This is a genomic window from Cupriavidus sp. P-10, assembly GCF_003402535.2.
Classification (GTDB): domain Bacteria; phylum Pseudomonadota; class Gammaproteobacteria; order Burkholderiales; family Burkholderiaceae; genus Cupriavidus.
In genome coordinates this window covers 3,514,955-3,537,998 of the sequence record NZ_AP025170.1, presented here as the reverse complement: position 1 = coordinate 3,537,998, position 23,044 = coordinate 3,514,955, and the positions used below count along the sequence as shown (strand labels likewise).

Here is a 23,044-nt window from a genome sequence, read left to right as displayed (position 1 = left end):
AGGTGGTAACGGGTTACCGCGGGGCTTACTGCACGCCGTGCGCGGCGCGCCAGCCCAGGCCGGCTTCGGTGGTGGTCTTCGGCTTGTATTCGCAGCCGATCCAGCCGGTGTAGCCGATCTCGTCCAGGAACTTGAACAGGTACTGGTAGTTCAGCTCGCCCGTGCCCGGCTCGTTGCGGCCCGGGTTGTCGGCCAGTTGCACGTGCCTGATCTTGGGCAGGTTGGCCTTGATGGTGTTGGCGATCTCGCCTTCCATCCGCTGCATGTGATAGATGTCGTACTGCACGTACAGGTTGGGCGCGTTGACCTGGTTGATCAGGTCGACCGCCTGCTGCGTGCGCGACAGGAAGAAGCCGGGGATGTCGAAGGTGTTGATCGGCTCGACGAGCAGGTCGATATGCTCGGCGGCCAGCGCGCCGGCGGCGAAGCGCAGGTTTTCCACCAGCGTTTCCTGCGCCTGCTCGCGCTTGACGTTCTGCGGCAGGATGCCGACCAGGCAGTTCAGCTGGCGCACGCCCAGCACCTTGGCGTACTTGATGGCCTCGCCCACGCCGTCCTGGAACTCGCCGACGCGGTCCGGGTGGCAGGCAATGCCGCGCTCGCCCGCGTCCCACTTGCCGGCGGGCAGGTTGTGCAGCACCAGGTCCAGCTGGAAGCGGTTCAGGCGGTCAGCGATCTGGTCCGCGTGGAACGCATACGGGAAGAGGAACTCCACGCCGCGGAAGCCCGCGCGCGCGGCGGCTTCGAAGCGGTCGAGAAAGCCCACTTCGTTGAACAGCATGGTGAGGTTGGCCGCAAGTTTGGTCATTTGTCATCTCCTGTGACTTGGTTTTTGTGCGCCATCCCCGCTGGCGCGGGGATGGCGTTCTGGTCCTGCAGGGGGCGGGAAGGGTCTTACGCCGTTTCCACTTCTTCGGTCAGGATGGCCCCTTCGACGTCCTGGGCGTCCTCGATGTCTTCGATCGGCTCGAACTCGTTGATGTTGTCGATCTCGGTGCCCATCGCGATATTGGTCACGCGTTCCAGGATCACCTCGACCACCACCGGCACCGAGAATTCGGCCATCAGGTCGCGCGCCTCGGCGAAGGCGGGGGCGATGTCTTCCGGCTTGAACACGCGGATCGCCTTGCAGCCCAGGCCTTCCACCACCTTGACGTGGTCCACGCCGTAGCCGTTCAGCTCGGGCGAGTTAACGTTGTCGAAGGCGAGCTGGACGCAGTAGTCCATCTCGAAGCCGCGCTGTGCCTGGCGGATCAGGCCGAGGTAGGAGTTGTTCACCACCACGTGGATGTACGGCACCTTGAACTGCGCGGCCACGGCCAGTTCTTCGATCATGAACTGGAAGTCGTAGTCGCCCGAGATCGCCACCACGTCCGAGTTCGGCGAAGCGGTCTTCACGCCGATCGCGGCCGGGATGGTCCAGCCCAGCGGGCCGGCCTGGCCGCAGTTGATCCAGTGGCGCGGCTCGTTGACCGACAGGAACTGCGCCGCGGCGATCTGCGACAGGCCGATGGTGCTGACGTAGCGCACGTCGCGCGGGAAGTACTGGTTCATCTCGCGGTACACGCGTTGCGGCTTGACCGGCACGTTGTCGAAGTCGCTCTTGCGCTGCATGGTGCGGCGGCGCTTCTGCACGTCGGCCACCCACGACTTGCGGCACGGCAGGCGGCCGGCCATTTTCATTTCGCGGGCGACTTCAACGAACAGTTCCAGCGCGGCCTTGGCGTCGGAGACGATGCCCAGGTCCGGGCCGAATACGCGGCCGATCTGGGTGGGCTCGATATCGACGTGCACGAACTTGCGGCCCTTGGTGTAGACATCGACGCTGCCGGTGTGGCGGTTGGCCCAGCGGTTGCCGATGCCCATCACGAAGTCCGAAGCCAGCAGCGTCGCGTTGCCGTAGCGGTGCGAGGTCTGCAGGCCGACCATGCCGGCTTGCAGCGGGTGGTCGTCGGCCAGCACGCCCCAGCCCATCAGCGTCGGGACCACCGGCACGTTGACCAGCTCGGCGAACTCGACCAGCAGCTCCGAAGCGTCAGCGTTGATCACGCCGCCGCCGCAGACGATCAGCGGGCGCTCGGCCGCGTTGAGCATGGAGATGGCCTTCTCGATCTGGGCGCGCGAGGCGGCCGGCTTGTACGGCTGCAGCGGCTGGTAGGTGTCGACATCGAATTCGATCTCGGCAACCTGCACATCGAACGGCAGGTCGATCAGCACGGGGCCCGGACGGCCCGAGCGCATGATGTGGAAGGCTTGCTGGAACACCTGCGGCACCAGCGCCGGCTCGCGCACGGTGACGGCCCACTTGGTCACGGGCTTGGCGATCGACTCGATATCGACGGCCTGGAAGTCTTCCTTGTACAGGCGGGCGCGCGGGGCCTGGCCGGTGATGCAGAGGATGGGGATCGAATCCGCCCAGGCCGAGTACAGGCCGGTGATCATGTCGGTGCCCGCGGGGCCCGAGGTGCCGACGCAGACGCCGATATTGCCCGGCTCGGCACGGGTGTAGCCCTCGGCCATATGCGAGGCGCCTTCGACGTGGCGGGCCAGCACGTGGCTGATGTTGCCCGACTTGCGCATCGCCGAGTAAAACGGGTTGATCGCCGCGCCCGGAACGCCGAACGCCGTGGTCACGCCTTCCTTTTCCAGAACCGCGATGGCCGCGTCGATTGCTCTCATCTTTGCCATGATCTTGTCTCCAATGGTGGTGGGATTCGCATTGGAGTCGATCCTATTCCCCCAACCCGGCTGGGATAAACAGAAGGACGATCAGTTGATTCGATACTTCGGGTATGGAATATGGGCTTGGAAGCCTGATGAGACGGTCGCCGATGGCACGCCAGCGTATGCAATTGGATATATGGTGTGATGAAGCGGCCACGTTGCGCAGCAATAGGTACGTGCCGGCACTGCTAGTCGTGGTGACTATCCGGCACGTGCCCCGAGCGGCGAAAATGGCGCCATCCCGTTGCCCATGCCGACCATGTATTCCAGGCTGCCGCCGACCTACGAATTGCTTGAAGCGCTTGAAGCCAGCAGCGCGCCCGCGCCGCCAAAGGAAAGTGCGCCGGCCGGCGGGCTGGCCCGCTTGCTGTGGATCGGCTTTATCGTCGCGCTGGTGGCGACCCTGCTTGGCAGCGGGGCGCTTGCGGTATGGCGGCTGTGGCTGAAGCACCCGGTGCCACCGTGGTCGCTGCGCGCGTTCGAGGCATCCCTGGCCACGGCGGCCGCCTGCTATGTCGGCGCAGGTGTGGCGCGCTCGCGCTCGGTGCTGGCCAGGCTGCGCAACCCGCTGCGCTGGCAAGCCGCCGAAATGGACCGCCAGCGCACCGCCGAGGATGCGCTGCTGCGGCAGCTGGCGCGCGTCCCGCCGGCGCAGCTGGAGGCGCGGCAGCGTCGCGTGGCCTTGCAGCTGCGGTTATGGGAAGGGGCGGCACGCACGGTAGGGCTACTGCTGGCGCTGGCGCCCGCCGCGGTGGTGCTGGCGAGCGCGTGGCGCGCATTGCCGCGTCCGGAGCAGACGGTGCCGACGCTGCTGTGGGGCTATGGCGTGATGCTGGTCGCTGGCGGCGCCACCTACCTGTACCTGCATATGCAGTGCAGCCGGCCGCTGCGGCGGCTGGCGTACGTGCTGGGCGAGGCGGCGCGAATGAATGCCGAACTGGACGCGCGGCGCGCGCAACGCGCCGCCGCCCGGCAGGAGGCGTGATCAAGCGGCGTGATCAGGAAGACGTAATCAGGCCGCGGCGAGATAGGCCTGCACCAGCCGTACCCACGCCGCCGCGCCCAGCGGCAGCACCGCGTCGTTGAAGTCGTAGCCGGGGTTGTGCACCATGCAGCCGCCGAACTCGCCTTCGCCATTGCCAAGGATCAGGTAGCAGCCGGGCACCGCGTTCAGCATCCAGGCAAAGTCTTCGCTGCCGTTGAGGCCCTTCGGCGCCTGCGTGACCACGTTGTCCGCGCCGACCAGCTCGGTGCAGACGCGCTGCGCCAGCAGCGTTTCGGCTTCCGCGTTGACCATCGGCGGCGTCAGCTGGCGGTAGTCGATCTCCGCTTCCACGCCATGCGCCTGCGCGGTCAGTGAAACGACCTCGCGGATGCGCTGCTCGACCAGCGCGCGCGTCTCTGGCCGCGCGGCGCGCACGTTGAGCCCTAGCGTCACGGCTTCCGGAATCACGTTGTGCGTGGCGCCGCCGCGGATAAATCCCACCGACACCACCGCGGTATCGTCCGGCGCGACATTGCGCGCCACCACGGTCTGCAGCGCAGTGACAATGGCCGCGGCCGCCGCGATCGGGTCGCGCGCGCGGTGCGGCATCGCGCCGTGGCCGCCCACGCCGCGCACGGTCACGTCGGCCACGTCCGAAGACAGGCTCACCGGTCCCGGCAGCACGCGGAAGGAACCCGCCGGCACGCCCGGCATGTTGTGCAGCGCGAAGATCGCATCGCACGGGAAGCGCTCGAACAGCCCGTCCTCCATCATCGCGCGCGCACCGCACAGGTTCTCTTCGTCGGGCTGGAAAATCAGGTTGAGCGTGCCGTCAAAATCAGGCTTGTCGGCAATCGCCCTGGCCGCCGCCAGCAGGATCGCGGTATGGCCGTCGTGGCCGCAAGCGTGCATCTTGCCGGGCACGCGGCTGGCGTAGGGCAGGCCGGTCGCTTCGGTGATCGGCAGGGCGTCCATGTCGGCGCGGATGCCGAGGCGGCGCGCGCCGCTGCCGCGCTTGAGCTGGCCCACCACGCCGCTCTTGCCGATGCCGGTGTGGACCTCGTAGCCCCATTCCGCCAGCAGCGTCGCCACCAGCCTGCTGGTCGCGCCGACCTCAAAGCCCAGCTCGGGCTGCGCGTGGATCTGGCGGCGGATGCCGACGAAGGTCTCGGCGTCGATGCCGATGGCCGGCAGCAGGTGGGGCAGGTACTGGAACGGCTGGAGCGTCGGTGCGCGGGTCATGGGATCGGTCTCCGAAAATGTATAGGGTTCAGTGGGCGCGGCTCAGTGGGCGCGGATCTCGCGGATGCGCAGCACGGCGAGCAGCGTGATCACGCCGCAGGCCAGCATGTAGAGGGCCGGCGACATCGGGTTGCCGGTGCGGGCCAGCATCCACGTGACGATGAATTGCGACGAGCCGCCGAACACAGTCACGCCCACGCTGTAGATCACCGACAGGCCGCTGGCGCGCACGCCGGCGGGGAGCATCTCCAGCATCATCAGGAACATCGGCGTGGTGCCCAGGTTGACCAGCGCGGTCAGCAGCGCCGACACGCACAGCACCAGAGGCACGCTCGGGTAGGCATTGATCAGCCAGAACGCCGGGTACACCGCCAGCATGCTGAGCACCAGCGATGCCACCACCAGCGGCTTGCGCGCGACAAGGCGGTCGGCGAGGCGGCCGGCGAACAGCGACACCACCGTCAGCGTCAGCCCGGTGACGCAGCCCGACAGGAACGACAGCGACGCCGGCATATGCAGCACGCGGATCATGTAGGTGGGCATGAAGAACACCACCAGGTACATCGTCGCGGTGCCGGCCGTGGTCGCCAGGATGCCCTTGAGCACGGTGGCGCCGTGGTTGCGGAACAGCTCGCCGAGCGGGCTCGGCGCGTGAGCGTCGGCCTGGTGGGTTTCATCGAGGTGCGCGCGGATATACAGCCCCACCGGCGCGATCAGCAGGCCGGCCAGGAAGGGCAGGCGCCAGCCCCAGCTTTCCAGCGACGCGGTCGGCAGCACGGCGTACAGCGTGGCGCCGGTCAGCGCGCCCAGCAGCGCCGAGATGCCCTGGCTGCCGAGCTGCCAGCTGACGCGCCAGCCGCGGCCCTTGACCCCGCCTGCCTCCATCAGCATCGCGGTCGAGGCACCGATCTCGCCGCCGAGCGAAAAGCCCTGCAGCAAGCGGCCCGCCACGATCATCAGCGAGCCGACCATGCCGGCCGACGCATACGGCGGCGCCAGCGCGATGAACAGGGTACCCAGCACCATCAGGCCAATGGTCAGCGTCATCGCCGCCTTGCGGCCACGCCGGTCGGCGTAGCTGCCGATCACCACGCCGCCGAGCGGGCGCATCACGAAGCCGATGCCGAAGGTGGCCACTGCCAGCAGCAGCGAGCCGTAGGGGCTGTCGGAGGGGAAGAACAGCTTGCCGATCAGCAGCGAGAAGAAGCTGTAGACGGTGAAGTCGAACATCTCCAGCGCATTGCCCAGCGAGCACGCCGCGATCAGGCGGAACTGGCTCTGGTTGCGGGGCGTGCTTGCGGCTGTGGCGGGGGCGGCCGCAACGCTGGCAGGCGTCGCGAGGGTGGCGTCGTTCATGCAAGGTCTCCACGAACTGGTGGGGGGCTGCACGCACGGCGGACCGGTGTTGTCGGGGCCCGGTGAGCAGGATCGGCTCGCGCGGCAGTCAGGTTGGCAACCTGTGGCGCTGAGTATTCAGGCAAACGGACCAGGACAAAAAATCATATATTTTCATCCTGATAACCAAATTGAATCACCGTCATAACCGGTGTCCGCCCGGTATCGGGAAAACTACTGAAGGGCGCCTGCAAAGCCTTGACCGATGCGGCGAAGGGGCGGAAGTGCGGCCCGCGGCGCGCGTCGGCGCCGCGCTCGTCGATGGGGCGTGTTGCCCCGCGCCGGGGCATTCCGCATGGCAACGCACGGCACCCTGGAACAGGAAACGGAAACGATGAAGCTGCACCAACTGCGGGTCCTGCTGGCCGTGGCCGAGCACGGCAGCATCCACGAAGCGGCGCGCGCGCTGCATATCTCGCAGCCTGCGCTGTCCAAGGCCATCGCCGAGCTGGAGCGCGAGCTGGGCGTGACGCTGCTGTCGCGCTCGGTGCGCGGCGTCAGCCTGACCGCCTACGGCCTGGCGCTGGTCAAGCGCGCCAGCGTGGTCGAGCAGGAGCTGCGGCACGCGCTGGAAGACATCGAGTCGATCCGCGGCCATGCCGAGGCAGAACTGAACATCGGCTTTACCGCCGTGGCGTCGAGCGGCCCGTTGCCTGCGGCCATCGCGGCATTCCGGCAGCGCTTCCCCAACGTCGCGCTGCGCGGCTTCGAGCTGCGCCCCCAGCAGATCCAGGAAGGGCTGCGCGAGGGGCGGCTCGACCTGGGACTGATCTCCACCAACAGCGGCCCCGGCTCGGCGTCGCTGCAATGGGAGCCGCTGTTCTCGGTCGGCATGAAGCTGGCGGTGCGCGCCGGGCACCCGCTGCGGCGCACACGCCGGCTGCGGCCGCTGCTGGACGCCGACTGGCTGGTGCTCGACCCGGTCGACGATGCCGGCAGCCCGCTCGCCAGCCTGATGCGGCTGCACCGGATGGAAATGCCGCGCCGGGTGGTGCAGAGCGCGTCCAACCTGCTTGGGCTGCAGCTGGCCACGCGCACTGACCTGATCAGCATGTGGTCGGACTTTGTCTTCCACGGCACTGGCGGCCCGCTGCAACTGGCCAGCGACCAGCTGGTGCCGCTGCCGATCCAGGACGAGTTGCCGGATTTTCGCGTGTTCCTGGTTTATCGCTCGGTCGACCTGATGACGCATGTTTGCGCCGAATTCAGCCGCGAAGTGCGCCACTGTGCCCGTGAGCGCCGCGATGCGCCGCCCGCCATGCGCCGGGCCCGATCCGCTTCATAAGCGCCGCCGGGGTGCCACGGCGGCGCCGATGCCGCACAATGGCGCCCGGGAGACTGATATCCGATGGACAAACTCAAGCAAATCGAAGCCTTTATCGCCGTGGTGGAGCACGGCAGCATGGCCGCCGCGGCGCTGACGCAGAACGTCACGCCGGTGATGATCGGCCGCCGCATCAACGCACTGGAAGCGCGCATCGGCGTCAAGCTGCTGCACCGCTCCACGCGCCGCATCGCCGTGACCGAGCAGGGCGCGGTGTTCATGGAGCAGTGCAAGAAGGCGCTGTCCGACCTGGACCGCGCCGAGATGCTGATCGCCGAAGGCAAGCACAAGGCCACCGGCCACCTCATCGTGTCGGCGCCGGCCGCGTTCGGCCGCAAGCACGTGGCGCCGCACGCGCCGGCCTTCCTGGCCGCCAACCCGGAAGTGCAGATCTCGTTCAACCTGACCGACCGCGTGGTCGACCTGGTGCGCGAGGGCTATGACGTGGGTATCCGCATTGGCGGCGCGATCGACCCCAACTTCGTCGCGATCAAGCTGGCGCAGAACAAGCGCGTGGTGTGCGGCACGCCGGCTTACTTCGCCAGGTACGGCGTGCCGCAGACGCTGGACGACCTGGAGCACCATAACTGCCTGGCATTCAACCTGCAGGGCGGGCAGCAGCGCGGCTGGTACTTCAGCCAGAACGGCAAGGCCGTGACGGTGCGGGTCAATGGCAACCTCGACTGCAACGATGGCGAACTGCTGCACCGCTGGACCGGCGAGGGACTGGGGCTGGGCTGGCGCTCGACCTGGGAAATCCTGCCGCAGCTGGAGAGCGGCGAACTGATTACCGTGCTCGACGAGTACGCGCTGCCCGACTACGACATCCTCGCGGTGTACCCGCAGCAGCGCCCGGTGCCGGCCAAGATCCGCTTCTTTATCGAGCACCTGAAAGCGCAGTTCGCGCGCCCCGGCTACTGGATGGCCGGCGGCAACGGCGACTGAGGGCGGCCGGGCGCAACGAATCGAGACGCCATGGCAGCCTGGCTGGCCGACCTCGTCGTCATCGTGCACGGCCTGTTTATCGTGTTCGTGGTGGCCGGCGGCCTGCTGGTGCTGCGTTGGCCGCGACTGGCGTGGGTACACCTGCCCGCCGCGGCGTGGGGCGTGCTGATCGAGTGGTCCGGGTGGATCTGCCCGCTGACGCCGCTGGAGAATGCGTTGCGTCGTGCCGCGGGCGAAGCGGGCTACAGCGGGGGCTTTGTCGAGCGCTACCTGTTGCCGCTGATCTATCCGGCGGGCCTGACGCCCGCCGTGCAAATGTGGCTCGGCCTGGTGGTGCTGGTGGTCAACGTGGCGGTCTACGCGGTGTGGTGGCGCCGCCGGCGCCGCCACTGAGCTGCAGGCTTCAACGCGCCGGGTTAAAGCGCGGCGCGCGTTTCTCCATGTTGGCCAGCACCGCTTCTCGCTGGTTGGGCGAGCCGACCAGCCGGTCCTGTTCGTCCGATTCGGACTGCAGGATGGCGGCATTGTCGCCGCGCTCGACCACGGCCATCAGCCGCTTGGCCGCGCGGACCGCATCCGGGTTCTTCTGCGCCACCTGGCGCGCCGCCTCCAGCGCCGCGGCGCGCGGGTCGTCGGCGACGTAGGTGGCGAGCCCCAGTTCGCATGCTTCGGTGCCGCTGAGCACGCGCGCGCTGTAGACCAGCTCGCGCAGCACGTCAGGGCGAACCAGCCCGCGCGTCAGCACCATGCCGGCCATGTCCGGCACCAGCCCCCACTTCATCTCCATTACCGACAACTTCGTATCGGGCGCGACGTAGCGCACGTCGGCGCCCAGCGCCACCTGGAGGCCACCGCCGAAGGCCACGCCGTGCACCGCCGCGAACACCGGCACCGGCAGCTCGCGCCACACCATGCAGGCATATTGCGGGCGGTTGGAAATGCCGTTGGTGCGCTTGCCGAGCCGGCCGCCGCCGATGCTGTCGCTTTCGCTGCTGCCGCCATCGCCGGACAGCATGCCGGCCATGCGGCCCATGTCCAGGCCCGCGCAGAACGCGCGGCCTTCGCCCGACAGCACCACGGCGCGCAGGTCCTGCATGCGTGCCAGTTGCTCGCCGGTTTCGATCAGCGCATCGAACATCGCCTGGTCGAGCGCATTCATCTTGTCGGGACGGTTCAGGCGGACGTCGGCGACGCCGCCTTCGATGGTGACGATGATCCGTTCATTGCTGCTGGCGCTCATGCGCGGGCTCCTTGGGTTTGGTGTTGCCGGTTCAGGCGCTGCGGGCCGTGTCGACGGTCGGCAGCACGTAGTCGCGACGGACGGTCTTGCATGAGACCAAGCACGATGTCTCCCAGGTGCTGTTTCCCTTGCCCCGGCGACGGCCGTCGCCGGGGGGGCTGCAAACGTGCTGCGAACGTGCTGCAAACGGCGAGGGCGCTGCTCAGCGGCCCTTGAACTGCGGCTTGCGCTTCTCGATGAAGGCGGCGACGCCTTCCTTGCAGTCTTCGCTGCGGCTGGCGCGCGATTGCAGCGTGGCTTCGACTTCCAGTTGCGCGGCGAGATCGTTGCCGAAGCTCTGGTTCAGGGCTTCCTTGATCATGCCGTAGGCCAGCGTCGGCATGGCGGCGAGGTGGTGCGCGAGCTTGCCGGCTTCATCCTGCAGCGCGCCATCGTCATGGACCTTCCACACCAGGCCGATGCGGTGCGCCTCCTCGGCGTCGATCTTCTCGGCCAGCATGGCCAGCGCACGGGCGCGCATCTCGCCGGCGTAGCGCGGCAGGAAGTAGGTGCTGCCGGCATCGGGAATCAGGCCGATCTTGGAGAATGCCTGCAGGAAGCTGGCCGAGCGGCCCGCCAGCACCACGTCGCCGGCCAGCGCCAGGCTCATGCCGGCACCGGCGGCGACACCGTTGACCGCGGTGATGACCGGCTTGGGCATCTGGCGCAGCGCCAGGATGATCGGGTGATAGCGCTCGCGCAGCATCTGGCCGGAATCCTGGATGCCGTTGCCGCCAGCCTGGCGCGCCGCGAGGTCGGCGCCGGCGCAGAAACCGCGGCCCGCGCCGGTGATCAGTACGGCGCGCACTTCGGCGTCGGCGGCGGCACGATCCACGCCTTCACGCAGGTCGCGCATCAGGTCGGCGTTCATCGCGTTGAGTACGTCCGGGCGGTTCAGGGTCAGCGTCGCCACGCCTGCGCTGGATTGGTAGAGCACGGATGCTGTCATCGTTGGATCTCCATGAATCGTTGTGGTTGCTCTTGTGTATTTGTCGGGTCGGGTATCAGCGGTTGGGCTTGAGCGCATCGGCCGATGCGTCGCCCAGCTTGCTGCCGCCATCGCAGTCGAGGATGGTGCCGGTCACGTAGTGCGCGTTGTCGCTGCTCAGGTACATCGCCGCGTCGGCGATATCGTCCTTGGTGCCGTAGTCGCGCAGCGCCAGGCGGGCCTTGTAGCGCGCCTCGACCTCCGGCGTCGGCGCCAGCCGCGCCATGCCTTCGGTATCGGCGATCGGGCCGGGCGAGATGCCGTTCACGCGCACGCCGGCCGGGCCCCATTCCATTGCCAGGCACTTGATCAGCATGTTGATGCCGGCCTTGGCCGCGCAGGCGTGGGCCTGGAACATCATGGCGTTGACGCCTTGCGGCGCGGTGATCGCGATCAGCGATGCGCCCGGCTTGCTCAGGTAGTCGAAGCTGGCGCGGAACACGTTGAAGGTGCCGAGCAGGTCGATGTCGACCACGGTCTTGAACGCATTGGCCGACATGCCGACCACTGGTGCCAGGAAGTTGCCGGCGGCCCCGGAGATCACCACGTCGATCGGGCCGAGCTCCTGGCGCGTGCGCGCCAGTGCCGCTTCCACCGCGGCATAGTCGCGAACGTCGGCCGCCATGCCAATCGCGGTGCCGCCCGCGGCGGCGATGCCTTCGGCAGCGGCCTGGATGCGGTCCTCGGTGCGGCTGATCAGCGCCAGCTTGGCGCCGGCGCGGGCGAAGCCGTGCGCGATGCCGAGGTTGATGCCGGAAGAAGCACCGGCGATGAATACGGTCTTGCCGGCGAAGGCGTCTGCGCGGAAGGCACTGGGCATGGTTAGTCCTCTTGATCGATGGTCAGGGCAATGCGAGGGGCGGACGCACCCGCCAGAAGCGGGGCGGGGCGCTCAGGAAACGAAAACCGGGAGAGGGTGCGAACGCAGGCCGGACGGCCGCGCGGGCGCGGTGCGATCACGCATGATGGGTCTCCATGACGGTTGTTCTGGTGCGCGTCCGCGGCGATGCCGCGGCGCAGGCCTCTGTATTGGGCCCTCGCGATCCTAACCTGAAGGACGCGTTCGGTTATGGCCGCTTTCCGCCAGCGCTGGAGCTGTGTGGCGCGGCAATGTGCGTGACCCCGCACGACCTGCCGGCTGCCCGCGTTTGCGCAAGTGATTGGCCGGAAAGGGAAAATGCCGCGCGGCGGCATCGTTTGCCGGGGCCCGCGGGCCGGCGACGCTCAGCGCCGCAAAAGCCAGCCCTCAGAAAAAAGAAAGCCCGCACACCGTTGCAGCGTGCGGGCGGCCTTCCGGCAATGATGCGCGGAAGGCGGAGTGCTCATGAAGTGCGCCCCCGCGTCTTCATGGCGAGGACAAGTGTGCCCCGGCGCGGCCCAAGCCGCTTTGACTCACGTCAAGCGCTGCTCAACGGCCGACTCTGGTCCTACGCCAGCAGCGCCGCGACCAGGTCCTTGCCCCGCGCCACCGGCGGGGTTTCCTCGAAATGCAGCGCGCCTTCGACATGGCCGAGGTGGTCCACCATCAGCGCGACGGCGCGCTCGACATCGCCAGCCCGCGCGGCCTCGATGAACTCGCGATGCTCGTCCGACGAGCACGCCGCATCGCGCCGCGACTGGTACAGCATGGTGATGACCGCGCTGCGCGCCGACAGCTCGCGCATCATCTCGGTCAGCACGCCGTTGCCCACCACCTCGGCCAGCACGATATGGAAATCGCCCAGCAGACGGGTGCGCACCTGCGCATCGTTGCCGCCCAGCGACTTGCGCTCGGCGGCCAGGTGCTTGTCGATGCGTTTGTAGTCGGCCGCGGTGGCCTTGGCGACGAACTCTCGCGCCAGCGCCGCTTCCAGGATGCGGCGCACGGCGAAGACCTCGCGCGCCTCTTCCGCGCTGGGCTTGGCGACGAACGCCCCTTTGTCCGGCACGATCTGGATGACCTTGTCCTTGCTCAGCATCAGCAGCGCCGCGCGCACCTTGGTGCGGCTGACGCGGTAGACGCTGGCCAGCGCCTCCTCGCGCAGCTTGGTGCCGGGCGGCAGGCGGTGCGAGACGATCGCCGCGACGATGTCTTCGGCGATCGCTTCGGCGGTCATGTCAGGATCGATATGCTCGGGCATGGCAGCGCACTTGCGCAGGGGCTGCGCGTTGGGGAGATGCCGTGATTCTAGCGCCCCGCGACGGTGCCGGGCACGGCGGCCGGCGAAGCGGCAGCGGCCACGTCCTCTGCCATCGCGGCCAGGCCGGCATCGAGGTCGGTCGCCTCGATGGTGCCATTGAGCACGCCATGCGCCCGCGCCCGGTCGATATCCTTCTCCCACGCGGCCACCACCACGGTCGCCACGCAGTTGCCGATCAGGTTGCCGAGCGCGCGCGCGATGCCGATAAACCAGTCCACCGACAGCACCAGCACCAGGCCGATCGCCGGGATTGCCGGATGCGCCGACAGCGTCGCCGCCAGGATCACGATGGCCGAGCCCGGAATGCCGTGCGCGCCCTTGGAGGTGACCAGCGCCACCGCCAGGATGCCGAGCAGGTCGCCCATCGCCAGCGGCGTGTTGGTTGCCTGCGCGATGAACACCGCGGCCAGCGTCAGGTAGATCGAGAACGCGTCCAGGTTGAACGAATAGCCGGTCGGGATCACCAGGCCCACCACGGACTTCTTGATACCCATGAACTCCAGCTTCTTCATCACCTGCGGCAGCACGCTGTCGGACGAGGCCGTGCCCAGCACCACCAGCAGCTCGGCGCGCAGGTAGCGGATCAGCTTGATCACCGAGAAGCCGCACACGCGCATGATGGTGCCCAGCACCACCAGCACGAACACGATCACCGCGCCGTAGAACAGGAACACCAGGAAGCCCAGTTGCTTGAGCGAGCCGATGCCGTACTTGCCGACGGTGAAGGCCACCGCGCCCAGCACGCCCAGCGGCGCCAGCTTGATGATGAAGCCCATCATCTTGAACAGCGTGTGCGAGAACGTGTCGATCAGCCTGACCAGCGGCCTGCCCGGCTCGCCCACCAGCGACAGCGCGCAGCCGAACAGGATCGACACCAGCAGCACCTGCAGCACGTCGCCGTTGGCAAAGGCGCCGAACACGGTATTGGGGATCAGCTTGAGCAGGAAGTCGACCGTGCCCTGGTCTTTCACCTTGGTGGCGTTGTCGATAAAACCGGCAATGGCCGACGCGTCGAGCGAGCGCGGATCCACGTTCATGCCGACGCCGGGCTGGAACACATAAGCCAGGAGAATGCCCAGCGCCAGCGCGATGGTGGTGACGATCTCGAAGTACACCACCGCCTTGATGCCGACGCGGCCGACCTTCTTCAGCTCGCCGGCGCCGCAGATGCCGGCCACCACCACGCAGAACACGATCGGGCCGATCAGCATCTTGATCAGCTTGATAAAGGCGTCGCCGAGCGGCTTGAGCTTGGCTGCGAATTCGGGGAAGGCAAGGCCGAGTGCGGTGCCGATCACCAGGGCGATCAGCACCTGGCCGAACAGCGAACGGGTAAAGCGGGTGTGCAGGCGTGGTGTGCCCGGGCGGTTCTGCGAGGGAACTGCGTGCTGCATGGTTGTCTCCGTGCCGGGCCGGTCCTGTGCATGTGCGCTGGCTGGCCCATTTCGATCCAGGAATCACCGGCGGCCCCGTACTGCTCTGACGGCTGGGTGGGCTGCCGGCCTTACGTCTCGGGCGGGGCTCCGGGTCGGGAGCGCGCCACCGCGCGGACAGCCCCCCTGTTGGGGCGGAATCCACGCAATCCGTTGTCCGGACCGGATTGTCCGCAGCGGATTGTCTGAACGTGGAACCGAATATAGTGCATATCATTTTTGTATGCAATTTTTGAATTCACTGTGCTACCATGAATCGCACAGAATAGAGCTTCGGCCTGGGCGTCCCGCCCGCACTGGCACCCCGCCAGCCACGCCGCCGCGGCTTTCAAGTACATCCAGCAGGAGACACGCATGGCAGCAAATCCGTCGTCGGCCAGCATGCCGACAACCGCGCCGGCAGCCGCAGAGGTAGGCACGCGCATCATGGCCTGGGCCGATACCCTGGCCGTCCACACCGAGCAGCCCGGCATGCTCACCCGCACCTACCTGACCGAGGCCCACCACGGCGCCGCCGCGCAGCTGACCGAATGGATGCAGCAAGCCGGCATGACGGTGCGGCGCGATGCCGCCGGCAACGTGATCGGCCGCTATGAGGGCACCACGCCGGACGCGCCGGCGCTGCTGACCGGCTCGCACTTCGACACCGTGCGCGACGGCGGCCGCTATGACGGCAACCTGGGCGTGATCCTGCCGATTGCCTGTGTGGCCGAGTGGAACCGCCAGGGCAAGCGCTTCCCGTTCGCGCTCGAAGTAGTCGGCTTTGCCGAGGAAGAGGGCGTGCGCTTCAAGGCAACGCTGCTGGGCAGCCGCGCCATTGCCGGTACCTTCGACAACAAGGTGCTGGACAATGTCGACGACAGCGGCAAGACCATGCGCGAAGTGATGCGCGAGGCTGGCTTCGACGCCGCCGACCTGCCTGCCGCCAAGCATGACCGCAGCAAGGTTGCCGCTTTCATCGAGGTGCATATCGAGCAGGGTCCGGTGCTGCTGAACGAGGGCCTGCCGGTCGGCGTGGTCACCGCGATCTCTGGCGCCACGCGCTTTATCGTCGAACTGGAAGGCCTGGCTGGCCACGCCGGCACGGTGCCGATGGACATGCGCCGCGATGCCGCCATGGCCGGTGCCGAAATCGGCCTGTACATTGAAAAGCGCTGCGGCGGCAAGCCGGGCCTGGTCGGCACCGTCGGCCAGTTCAACGTGCCGAATGGCGCCACCAACGTGGTGCCGGGCCACGCGGTGTTTTCCATCGACATTCGCTCGGGCATCGACGCCGAGCGCGAGGCCGCCGTCAACGACGTGCTGGCCGAGATCGAACGCGTGTGCGCGCGCCGCAACGTGCGCGTGCAAGTGCGCAAGACCCACGAGGCGAACAGCGTGCCTTGCGCCCCGTGGCTGCAAGAGCAATGGGCCGCCGCCATCGCCCGCCAGGGCGTGCCCGTGCGCCATCTGCCGTCCGGTGCCGGCCATGACTCCATGGCCATTGCCGCCATCGCCGATGTCGCCATGCTGTTCGTGCGCTGCGGCAACGGCGGCATCAGCCACCATCCCACCGAAACCATGACCGCCGAGGACGCAGCACTGTCCGCGCGCGTGTTCAGCGATTTCGTCGAGCACTTCCGGCTGCAGCAGTAAGCCAGCGCCCGCAAGCCCACCCGAACCCTCCTGAGAAGTTACGAGAACAAGTCATGACCGCACGAGACAATATGAACCCCACCGAAACCACGCTGACGCAGTTCATCGACCAGCACCGCCCGCAGCAGGAAGCCTTCCTGGCCGAGCTGGTCAAGGTGCCCTCGGACAACCCGGCAGGCGATTGCGATGCCCACGGCAAGCGCGCCAGGGAACTGCTGGAGGGTCTGGGCTTTGCCGTGGAGGCGCACAAGGTCCCCGACGCGCAGGTGAAGGCAGCCGGCATGATCAGCGCCACCAACCTGATCGTGCGCAAGCAGTTCGGCACGGGCGGCCCGACCATCGCCATGAACGCCCACGGCGACGTGGTGCCCCCGGGCCTGGGCTGGACCAAGGATCCGTACGGCGGCGAGATTGCCGACAGCGAGCACGGCCCGGTCATGTACGGCCGCGGCGTGGCGGTGTCCAAGTCGGACTTCGCCACCTACACCTACGCCGTGCTGGCGCTGATGGAAGCCGAAAAGCAGGGCGCCACGATCAACGGCGCGGTCGAACTGCAGTTCACCTATGACGAGGAAACCGGCGGCGACATCGGTCCCAAGTTCCTGCTCGACAACAACCTGAGCAAGGCCGACTACGCCATCTCGGCCGGCTTCTCGTACGGCATCACCTCGTCGCACAACGGCTGCCTGCACGTCGAAGTGACGGTCAAGGGCAAGCAAGGCCACGCCGCCATGCCGCACACCGGCGTCGACGCGATTGAAGCCGCCACCCATATCCTGCAAGCCATCTACGGCCTGCGTGCCGAGCTGGCCACGCGCAAGTCGAAGGTGCCTGGCATCGACACCGCCACGCTGAACGTCGGCCTGATCAAGGGCGGCATCAACACCAACGTGGTGCCTGACCTGGTGACCTTCCGCGTTGACCGCCGCATGATCCCCGAGGAAATCGGCTTCGACGCCGAAGGCGAAATCCGCGCCGTGGTCGAGAAGGCCGCCAAGGACCGCCCGGGCATCGAAGTGAAGGTCGAGCGCATCATCCTGGCCGAGCCGCTGTCGGAACTGCCGGGCGTCGAGAAGCTGATTGGTGCCCTGAAGAGCCGTGCCGAGTCGGTGTTCGGCGTGGAAATCCCGGTGCAGGGCGTGCCGCTCTACACCGATGCCCGCCACTACACCAAGCGCGGCATTCCGACGGTGCTGTACGGTGCCGGCCCGCGCACGCTGATGGAAGCACGTGGCCACAACTCGGACGAGAACCTGCGCCTGAACGACCTGAACCGTGCGACCAAGGTGGTGGCGCTGGCGTTGTCGGACCTGATGAAGTAAGCGAGTCGTTCCGGACGACTGTCATCGGCATTGCTCGCTTGCAGCATGAAAACGCCACGGGCATTGCCGTGGCGTTTTTTTGTTTCTTCAGCGAGAGCTACCAGAGGATGGCGGCCAGTTGTCGCGATGTGTGCCGCTTCCGCCTACTCCGGCAGCGTCTTCGCCCCCGTCCCCAGCATCCGCTGCATCAACACCGTATCGATCCACTGCCCATGCTTATAGCCGACCGCTTCCAGCCGGCCCACGGTTTGAAACCCCAGCCGCTCATGCACCGCCACCGAGCCAGCACCTTCGCCACTGGCGGTGCAGGCGACCACCGCGACCATCTGGCGCCACGGCCCGGTCTCGCAGCGCGCGATCAGCGCTGACAGCAGCGCCTGTCCCAATCCCTCGCCCACGCAGCGGTGGTCGATATAGATCGAATCCTCGATAGCGAAGCGGTAGGCGCTGCGGGTGCGGTAGGCCGACGCATAGGCGTAGCCCAGCACCTCGCCATCGCGCTCCGCGACCAGGTAGGGCAGGTTCTTGCGGTGCACCTCGGCGAAGCGCAGGCGCATGTCGTCGACGGTCGGCGGCACTTCCTCGAATGAAGCGCGGCCGTGCAGGACATGGTGCGCGTAGATGGCGTGGATGGCCGGCACGTCGGCGGCGGTGGCGTCGCGCAGCGTGAACGGCTTGCGGGCGGGGACAGGACGTTTGGTGGCGGTAGCGGTTGTCATTGCGGAAGCAAGGCCTGTGGCCGGATGCATGGACTTGGGGCAACGCAGGATGCGTGCCCGACACTTGTGGCTTTGTACCTGCGCGCAGCCCGTTGTGTTGTATATAGTGCCGTTGGATTTGCACCGCATTAGTGCCACCGCCCAAGCGTGGGGCGCCCATCAACAAGAAAGGACACCTGCCATGATCACGATCTACCACAACCCCCGCTGCTCCAAGTCGCGCGAAACGCTTGCCATGGTCGAAGAAGCCGCCGGGCGCCTGGGTGAGCCGGTGGAAATCGTGGAGTACCTGAAGAACCCGCCGTCCGTGCCGGCGCTGCGACAGCTCAACACCATGCTGGGCGTGCCGGTGCGCGAGATGATCCGCGACAACGAGGCGCCTTACGCCGAACTCGGCCTGGCCGATCCCGGCCTGACCGATGCCGAGCTGCTGGCCGCCGTGGCCGATAACCCGATCCTGCTGCAGCGCCCGGTGGTCGTGCGCAACCGCCGCGCCGCCATCGGCCGCCCGCCCGAAAACGTAGTGCCGCTGCTGGCCTGAACCGGCCGCCGGAATAAAACCGGCCCCCACGAGCTGTGGGGGCCGGCCGGTCTGCGAGACAAACAGCTTCAGGCGGGTCGTCTAATGAACACCCAGCCAGTGCATGGCCTCCTGACCGAAAGCGATGGCCGCGAGCACGACCAGCAGTACCACCAGTGTCACCGTACTGACGTACAGCGTGGCCTTGGCGACTTCGGCGTCTTCATCCGAGGTGTGGTGATGGGTGATGGGCGTGGCGCCCTTCGGGTGCGACCCATGCGGCCAGTGAATCCGGCCGGCCAGGTCTCTCAAGTGCAGGTCGGTAGGAAAACGCATGATCGACACCTCCTCGGCAGGCGCCGCGCGGCTCCGGGCAACATCGGTCAGGCGGATGATGGCGGGTTGCGCAATTGCGCCGAATAGTCGGTTGGCTCGTTTCGCCCGGTGCGCCACATCCACTTCTACTATAGGCGGGTTGGCGGCAGATGCGAGAGCGCGGCCTGCAAGGGGCGTGCCGCAGCACATGCCGCGCTGCGGCAACGCGTCAGGGCTTTGGATCAGGCTGTGAGGACTCGCTCGCGCCATCGGCCACGGCCGGCGCCAGGCTCGCCAGCGACGCTTCCTGCGCGCGCAGCGTTGCCAGCATGTTGCAGAACAGCGCACCCTGTTCCAGCGCATCGTCCAGCGCCACATGGGTGTGGGGCAGCGGATCCAGCCATTCCTTCGGGAATGCCGCTTTCACGGTCTTGCGGTAAGGCCGGCCTGTCAGCGCAAAGCCCAGCGTCTTGATGTCCAGCGCGGCCCAGCCGAAGGGCGAGCGCCCGGCGAAGCGCATCATGTACCAGAACATCCAGGTGAAATCGAAGCCGGCCGGGAAGGCCACGAAGACCGGCTTGCCGGGCAGGCTCTCGACCCACTCCACGTAGCGCACCATCACGTCCTCCGGGCGCTGCAGGTCGCGCCGGCAGGCGCTCCAGGCCTCGGGCTGGGTCTGCCACCACTGCATCTGCACCGGATGCCCCGCCGCGCCGGGCAGCGTCTCCAGGTTCGCCGAAAACGTGCCGATCACCGTCTTGTCCGCCAGCATGGCCGCCGAAGCGAACGACAGCATCGAGTGCGGGCCCGGAATGGGGCCGTCGGCCTCGACGTCGGTGCTGACGTAGATTTCCGGCCGGGCGTCGGGCAGCTGTCGCTTGGCCATGGCGTCAGCCCACGTCGATCAGGTGGTCGGCCACGTAGGGGTTGTTGCGGCGCTCCTCGCCGAAGGTTGAAACCGGGCCGTGGCCGGGAATGAAGGTCACGTCCTCGCCCAGCGGCCATAGCCGCGTGCGGATCGAGCGGATCAGGTCGGCGTGGTTCCCGCGCGGGAAATCGGTGCGGCCGATCGAGCCGGCGAACAGCACGTCGCCCACCACCGCCAGCTTGTTGGCGCGCGAGAAGAACACCACGTGGCCGGGCGTGTGGCCAGGGCAGTGGTAGACCTCTAGCGTTTCATTGCCGAACTGCACGGTGTCGCCGTTTTCCAGCCAGCGGTCGGGTTCGAAGCTTTCCGCATGGCCGAAACCGAAGCGCCGCGTCTGGTCGGGCAGCTGCTCGATCCAGAAACGCTCGTCCTGCTGCGGCCCTTCGATGGGGATGCCGAATTCGCGCGCCAGCGCCGCGGCACCGGCGCAGTGGTCGACATGACCGTGCGTCAGGAAGATTTTCTGCAGCGTGACCCCTTGCTCCCGGAGCGCTTCGCGGATGCGCTCGAGGTCGCCGCCGGGGTCGCAGACGGCTGCGGTGCCGGTGCTTTCGTCGATCAGCAGCGAACAGTTTTGCTGGAAGGGGGTGACCGGAATAAGGAGGACTTTCATCGGTGATTTTTTGTGATCCATGCGGCATGTACAACTCGCGCCGCACGCGCCGCGACAGTGTCGAAAAACTGGCCGGCATTCATGCTTTGCATTGTAGCGCCAGGGGCTAAATTGTTGCGGCGCATGACTGAATGAGACGTAATGACCACTCAGTTACAAAATCGCCCAATCGCCCGCAATCCCTTGTCACGCCGTGGATCGCGGGCGAGATAGATCCCGTTCGTGCGAGATCGAACAGATTTCGTAACAAAATGAAAGAGATAGTCAGCAATAGTCAATGCTAGACTCGCGCCCATGCTTAATTTCACCGCCCTCACCAAGCGCTGGCAACGGCTGGCCAAGCTCGGGACATGCAGCGCATGCGCCCTGGTGCTGGCCGCTTGTGCCACGCCCCCCGAGGGCGACAATGCGGACGTTGCCGGTACGTCGAACGCGGTGCCCACGCGCGCCGCGAAGAACGCCGGCAAGGCTGGCCGCAACGACGCGGACAGGAGCGCCCGTGCGTCGTCCGAAGGCGGCAGCTGGAACCTGTTCGGCTACGACCCGGACGAAGGCCGCAGCGGCAGCTCGCTCGACGGCCTGCGCGCGGACATCGGCACCTTCGAGCAGCGCGGCGTCGCTTCCTGGTACGGCAAGGGCTTCCATGGCCGCAAGACCGCCAATGGCGAGCGCTTCGACATGCGCGCGATGACCGCCGCCCATCCGTCGCTGCCGCTCGACAGCTGGGTGCTGGTGCGCAACCTGCGCAACAACAAGGTCGCGGTGCTGCGCATCAACGACCGCGGTCCTTACCACGGCAACCGTGTGCTGGACGTGTCCATGGGCGCCGCCCGCCGGCTTGGCTTCGTCGAACGCGGCGCCACCAACGTCGAGATCCGCCGGCTGACGCGCACCGAAGTCGCGGCGCTGGGCCCGCAGATCGATGCCAGCGGCACCGAGGCCGGCGATGGCAGCGGCGACGACGATGTCTCCGTGCCCGAACTGGCCAACTCGCTGGCGCCCGCCAAGGCGCGCAAGGCCAAGGCCAGCGGCAAGACCGTCAAGCGCAAGCGCCACTGACGCCGGCAGCGCCCGATGCATGCCACCGCGCGCTGACACCTCTCCGTTACTTTCCCCGCATCGCCCCGGCGCCGTCGCCCGGGCGGCTTCAGTCCCCGCTGTTTCCGGAACGTTGCGCCAGCGCCAGCTGGTAGAGCGCGTCGGTGCTGGCCCCGGTAATCGCGGCCGCCAGCTTGGCGGCGCGCTTGGCCGGCAGTTCCGCCAGCAACAGTCCCAGCACGCGCTGCGCCTCGGCATCCGGCGCACCGTCCGCAGCCGCGTCACCACCGGCGCCTTCCACCACCAGCACGAATTCCCCTTTGGCCCGGTTGGGGTCGGCCGCCAGCCACGCCGGCGCCTGCGCTGCGGTCACCACCGCGATGTCCTCGAACAGCTTGGTCAGCTCGCGCCCGACCAGCAGGCGGCGCTCGGCCGGCAGGCCGGCGGCAAGCGCGGCCAGCGTGTCGGCAATGCGGTGCGGCGCCTCGTAGCAGACCCAGGCATGGTCCAGCGCGGCGAGCCGCGCGATGGCCTCGCCGCGCGCCTTCGGTTTGCTCGGCAGGAAGCCGACGAAGGTGAAGCGGCCTTCGCCGGCGTCGAGCATTTCGCCCGCCACCGACAGCGCGGCCACCGCGGCACTGGGGCCGGGCAGGGGCACCACCGGGTGGCCGGCGGCGCGCACCGCCTCGACCAGCCTGGCGCCCGGATCCGAAATGCCCGGCGTGCCGGCGTCCGAGACGTAGGCGATACGCTCGCCCGCGGCCAGCCGCGCGGCAATGCGGCCGGCCGCCTCGCGCTCGTTGTGCTCGTGCACGGCCACCAGCGGCCGCTGCAGGCCCACGCGCGACAGCAGTTGGGCGGTATTGCGGGTGTCTTCGCAGGCCACCGCGTCGGCCAGGCCGAGCACATGCAGCGCCCGCAGCGACAGGTCCGCGACATTGCCGATGGGCGTGGCCACGACATACAGCGTGCCGCCCGGGTACGACTGGCCGGCCGCCAGCGAGATCCAGTCACTCATTGAGAACTTCCGTCGATGCCATCATTCAAATCCACCACGCAGCTGACCGGCGCGCAGGCGCGCGGGATGCGGGCGGAGGACCGGGCGCTGGCGCATTTGCGGCGCCAGGGCCTGCAGCCCGTGATCCGCAATTATCGCTGCAAAGGCGGCGAGATCGACCTGGTAATGCGCGCGCCGGACGGCACGCTGGTGTTCGTGGAGGTGCGCCAGCGCAGCGGACGCGGTTTCGGCGGCGCCGCCGCCAGCGTCACGCCAGCCAAGCAGCGCCGCGTGCTGCTGGCTGCGGCACACTACCTGGCCACGCTGGCGCAGTTGCCGCCGTGCCGGTTCGACGTGGTGGCGCTGGAGCCGGGCCGGCTGGAGTGGCTGCAGCACGCGTTTGACCTGGACGCCGCAGCAGCTGGTACATAATGCGCGCTGGCGCGCGAGGCAGCGCGCAAC

At 67.7% G+C, this 23,044-nt stretch carries 22 protein-coding genes and 1 pseudogene; 9 read left to right on the top strand and 14 right to left on the bottom strand.

The genetic code is table 11. The features are described 5' to 3' along the window. Positions 1-25: 25 nt before the first annotated feature. Together hyi and gcl are read right to left on the bottom strand one after the other, a co-directional pair. Entirely contained in the window at positions 26-808 is a 783-nt protein-coding gene (hyi, locus tag CTP10_RS16375; RefSeq protein ID WP_116319980.1) for a hydroxypyruvate isomerase, read from the bottom strand. An 86-nt stretch (positions 809-894) separates the two neighbouring features. Then, complete coding sequence (gcl, locus tag CTP10_RS16370; protein ID WP_116319979.1) at positions 895-2,688, bottom strand: glyoxylate carboligase; 1,794 nt, start codon at positions 2,686-2,688, stop codon at positions 895-897. Positions 2,689-2,974: 286 nt separating this feature from the next. Between gcl and CTP10_RS16365 the strand changes: the two genes are divergently transcribed. After that, on the top strand, positions 2,975-3,709 hold the full coding sequence (locus CTP10_RS16365; RefSeq protein WP_411860300.1) for a hypothetical protein: 735 nt from the start codon (positions 2,975-2,977) through the stop codon (positions 3,707-3,709). Positions 3,710-3,736: 27 nt separating this feature from the next. Here CTP10_RS16365 and CTP10_RS16360 read toward each other — a convergent pair whose 3' ends face one another. Beyond that, entirely contained in the window at positions 3,737-4,951 is a 1,215-nt protein-coding gene (locus CTP10_RS16360; RefSeq protein WP_116319978.1) for a M20 aminoacylase family protein, read from the bottom strand. Positions 4,952-4,993: 42 nt separating this feature from the next. Continuing rightward, positions 4,994-6,307 carry an MFS transporter gene (locus CTP10_RS16355; RefSeq protein WP_116319977.1) on the bottom strand — a complete coding sequence of 438 codons (1,314 nt, stop codon included), beginning with the start codon at positions 6,305-6,307 and terminating at the stop codon, positions 4,994-4,996. Between the two features lie 373 nt (positions 6,308-6,680). Here CTP10_RS16355 and CTP10_RS16350 point away from each other — a divergent pair, with 373 nt between their 5' ends. The 3 genes from CTP10_RS16350 to CTP10_RS16340 all read left to right on the top strand — a co-directional run bounded on the left by CTP10_RS16350 (position 6,681) and on the right by CTP10_RS16340 (position 9,008). After that, on the top strand, positions 6,681-7,631 hold the full coding sequence (locus CTP10_RS16350; protein WP_116319976.1) for a LysR family transcriptional regulator: 951 nt from the start codon (positions 6,681-6,683) through the stop codon (positions 7,629-7,631). A gap of 63 nt (positions 7,632-7,694) precedes the next feature. Beyond that, the gene (locus tag CTP10_RS16345; RefSeq protein ID WP_116319975.1) at positions 7,695-8,615 is read left to right on the top strand and encodes a LysR family transcriptional regulator; all 921 of its coding nucleotides are present in this window, start codon (positions 7,695-7,697) and stop codon (positions 8,613-8,615) included. 30 nt (positions 8,616-8,645) lie between these two features. Next, positions 8,646-9,008, top strand: coding sequence for a DUF2784 domain-containing protein (locus CTP10_RS16340; protein WP_116319974.1), 363 nt, complete (start codon positions 8,646-8,648; stop codon positions 9,006-9,008). A gap of 10 nt (positions 9,009-9,018) precedes the next feature. Here CTP10_RS16340 and CTP10_RS16335 read toward each other — a convergent pair whose 3' ends face one another. The 5 genes from CTP10_RS16335 to CTP10_RS16315 form a co-directional block, all read right to left on the bottom strand. Beyond that, positions 9,019-9,855 (bottom strand): crotonase/enoyl-CoA hydratase family protein, encoded by an 837-nt coding sequence (locus CTP10_RS16335; RefSeq protein ID WP_116319973.1) that lies wholly within the window; start codon positions 9,853-9,855, stop codon positions 9,019-9,021. Between the two features lie 202 nt (positions 9,856-10,057). After that, a complete protein-coding gene (locus CTP10_RS16330) occupies positions 10,058-10,843 on the bottom strand; it encodes an enoyl-CoA hydratase-related protein (protein WP_116319972.1) in 786 nt (261 codons plus the stop codon). A gap of 55 nt (positions 10,844-10,898) precedes the next feature. Continuing rightward, entirely contained in the window at positions 10,899-11,702 is an 804-nt protein-coding gene (locus CTP10_RS16325; RefSeq protein ID WP_116319971.1) for an SDR family oxidoreductase, read from the bottom strand. Positions 11,703-12,309: 607 nt separating this feature from the next. Beyond that, on the bottom strand, positions 12,310-13,002 hold the full coding sequence (locus CTP10_RS16320; RefSeq protein WP_116319970.1) for a GntR family transcriptional regulator: 693 nt from the start codon (positions 13,000-13,002) through the stop codon (positions 12,310-12,312). A 47-nt stretch (positions 13,003-13,049) separates the two neighbouring features. Further along, positions 13,050-14,456 (bottom strand): C4-dicarboxylate transporter DctA, encoded by a 1,407-nt coding sequence (locus tag CTP10_RS16315; RefSeq protein ID WP_116319969.1) that lies wholly within the window; start codon positions 14,454-14,456, stop codon positions 13,050-13,052. A 393-nt stretch (positions 14,457-14,849) separates the two neighbouring features. Here CTP10_RS16315 and CTP10_RS16310 point away from each other — a divergent pair, with 393 nt between their 5' ends. Beyond that, positions 14,850-16,130, top strand: a complete 1,281-nt coding sequence (locus CTP10_RS16310) for an allantoate amidohydrolase (RefSeq protein ID WP_116319968.1) — start codon at positions 14,850-14,852, stop codon at positions 16,128-16,130. A gap of 71 nt (positions 16,131-16,201) precedes the next feature. Further along, positions 16,202-17,452 (top strand): M20/M25/M40 family metallo-hydrolase, encoded by a 1,251-nt coding sequence (locus CTP10_RS16305; RefSeq protein WP_233528163.1) that lies wholly within the window; start codon positions 16,202-16,204, stop codon positions 17,450-17,452. Between the two features lie 143 nt (positions 17,453-17,595). On the opposite strand, the gene CTP10_RS16300 is transcribed toward CTP10_RS16305, so the two are convergent. Beyond that, positions 17,596-18,171 carry a GNAT family N-acetyltransferase gene (locus CTP10_RS16300; protein ID WP_116319966.1) on the bottom strand — a complete coding sequence of 192 codons (576 nt, stop codon included), beginning with the start codon at positions 18,169-18,171 and terminating at the stop codon, positions 17,596-17,598. A 181-nt stretch (positions 18,172-18,352) separates the two neighbouring features. Here CTP10_RS16300 and arsC point away from each other — a divergent pair, with 181 nt between their 5' ends. Continuing rightward, complete coding sequence (arsC, locus tag CTP10_RS16295; protein ID WP_116319965.1) at positions 18,353-18,712, top strand: arsenate reductase (glutaredoxin); 360 nt, start codon at positions 18,353-18,355, stop codon at positions 18,710-18,712. Between the two features lie 81 nt (positions 18,713-18,793). Here arsC and CTP10_RS16290 read toward each other — a convergent pair whose 3' ends face one another. From CTP10_RS16290 to CTP10_RS16280, 3 genes and pseudogenes are all read right to left on the bottom strand, one after another. Beyond that, positions 18,794-19,027: a hypothetical protein gene (locus CTP10_RS16290; RefSeq protein ID WP_116320130.1), complete on the bottom strand. Its 234-nt coding sequence runs from the start codon at positions 19,025-19,027 to the stop codon at positions 18,794-18,796. Between the two features lie 208 nt (positions 19,028-19,235). After that, a pseudogene (locus tag CTP10_RS16285) lies at positions 19,236-20,011 on the bottom strand (exonuclease). Then, positions 19,897-20,547, bottom strand: coding sequence for an MBL fold metallo-hydrolase (locus tag CTP10_RS16280; RefSeq protein ID WP_116319963.1), 651 nt, complete (start codon positions 20,545-20,547; stop codon positions 19,897-19,899). Before CTP10_RS16280 ends, CTP10_RS16285 begins: the two are co-directional and overlap by 115 nt. A gap of 294 nt (positions 20,548-20,841) precedes the next feature. Here CTP10_RS16280 and CTP10_RS16275 point away from each other — a divergent pair, with 294 nt between their 5' ends. Continuing rightward, a complete protein-coding gene (locus CTP10_RS16275) occupies positions 20,842-21,606 on the top strand; it encodes a septal ring lytic transglycosylase RlpA family protein (protein WP_199414597.1) in 765 nt (254 codons plus the stop codon). Between the two features lie 88 nt (positions 21,607-21,694). On the opposite strand, the gene rsmI is transcribed toward CTP10_RS16275, so the two are convergent. Next, a complete protein-coding gene (gene rsmI, locus CTP10_RS16270) occupies positions 21,695-22,603 on the bottom strand; it encodes a 16S rRNA (cytidine(1402)-2'-O)-methyltransferase (RefSeq protein ID WP_116319962.1) in 909 nt (302 codons plus the stop codon). 15 nt (positions 22,604-22,618) lie between these two features. Between rsmI and CTP10_RS16265 the strand changes: the two genes are divergently transcribed. Beyond that, positions 22,619-23,014 (top strand): YraN family protein, encoded by a 396-nt coding sequence (locus CTP10_RS16265; RefSeq protein ID WP_116319961.1) that lies wholly within the window; start codon positions 22,619-22,621, stop codon positions 23,012-23,014. The last annotated feature ends 30 nt before the right edge of the window (positions 23,015-23,044 follow it).

Coding starts and splice junctions, on each gene's coding strand:
- hyi (WP_116319980.1), bottom strand. CDS start 808: ATGACCAAACTTGCGGCCAACCTCACCATGCTGTTCAACGAAGTGGGC.
- gcl (WP_116319979.1), bottom strand. CDS start 2,688: ATGGCAAAGATGAGAGCAATCGACGCGGCCATCGCGGTTCTGGAAAAG.
- CTP10_RS16365 (WP_411860300.1), top strand. CDS start 2,975: ATGCCGACCATGTATTCCAGGCTGCCGCCGACCTACGAATTGCTTGAA.
- CTP10_RS16360 (WP_116319978.1), bottom strand. CDS start 4,951: ATGACCCGCGCACCGACGCTCCAGCCGTTCCAGTACCTGCCCCACCTG.
- CTP10_RS16355 (WP_116319977.1), bottom strand. CDS start 6,307: ATGAACGACGCCACCCTCGCGACGCCTGCCAGCGTTGCGGCCGCCCCC.
- CTP10_RS16350 (WP_116319976.1), top strand. CDS start 6,681: ATGAAGCTGCACCAACTGCGGGTCCTGCTGGCCGTGGCCGAGCACGGC.
- CTP10_RS16345 (WP_116319975.1), top strand. CDS start 7,695: ATGGACAAACTCAAGCAAATCGAAGCCTTTATCGCCGTGGTGGAGCAC.
- CTP10_RS16340 (WP_116319974.1), top strand. CDS start 8,646: ATGGCAGCCTGGCTGGCCGACCTCGTCGTCATCGTGCACGGCCTGTTT.
- CTP10_RS16335 (WP_116319973.1), bottom strand. CDS start 9,855: ATGAGCGCCAGCAGCAATGAACGGATCATCGTCACCATCGAAGGCGGC.
- CTP10_RS16330 (WP_116319972.1), bottom strand. CDS start 10,843: ATGACAGCATCCGTGCTCTACCAATCCAGCGCAGGCGTGGCGACGCTG.
- CTP10_RS16325 (WP_116319971.1), bottom strand. CDS start 11,702: ATGCCCAGTGCCTTCCGCGCAGACGCCTTCGCCGGCAAGACCGTATTC.
- CTP10_RS16320 (WP_116319970.1), bottom strand. CDS start 13,002: ATGCCCGAGCATATCGATCCTGACATGACCGCCGAAGCGATCGCCGAA.
- CTP10_RS16315 (WP_116319969.1), bottom strand. CDS start 14,456: ATGCAGCACGCAGTTCCCTCGCAGAACCGCCCGGGCACACCACGCCTG.
- CTP10_RS16310 (WP_116319968.1), top strand. CDS start 14,850: ATGGCAGCAAATCCGTCGTCGGCCAGCATGCCGACAACCGCGCCGGCA.
- CTP10_RS16305 (WP_233528163.1), top strand. CDS start 16,202: ATGAACCCCACCGAAACCACGCTGACGCAGTTCATCGACCAGCACCGC.
- CTP10_RS16300 (WP_116319966.1), bottom strand. CDS start 18,171: ATGACAACCGCTACCGCCACCAAACGTCCTGTCCCCGCCCGCAAGCCG.
- arsC (WP_116319965.1), top strand. CDS start 18,353: ATGATCACGATCTACCACAACCCCCGCTGCTCCAAGTCGCGCGAAACG.
- CTP10_RS16290 (WP_116320130.1), bottom strand. CDS start 19,027: ATGCGTTTTCCTACCGACCTGCACTTGAGAGACCTGGCCGGCCGGATT.
- CTP10_RS16280 (WP_116319963.1), bottom strand. CDS start 20,547: ATGAAAGTCCTCCTTATTCCGGTCACCCCCTTCCAGCAAAACTGTTCG.
- CTP10_RS16275 (WP_199414597.1), top strand. CDS start 20,842: ATGCTTAATTTCACCGCCCTCACCAAGCGCTGGCAACGGCTGGCCAAG.
- rsmI (WP_116319962.1), bottom strand. CDS start 22,603: ATGAGTGACTGGATCTCGCTGGCGGCCGGCCAGTCGTACCCGGGCGGC.
- CTP10_RS16265 (WP_116319961.1), top strand. CDS start 22,619: ATGCCATCATTCAAATCCACCACGCAGCTGACCGGCGCGCAGGCGCGC.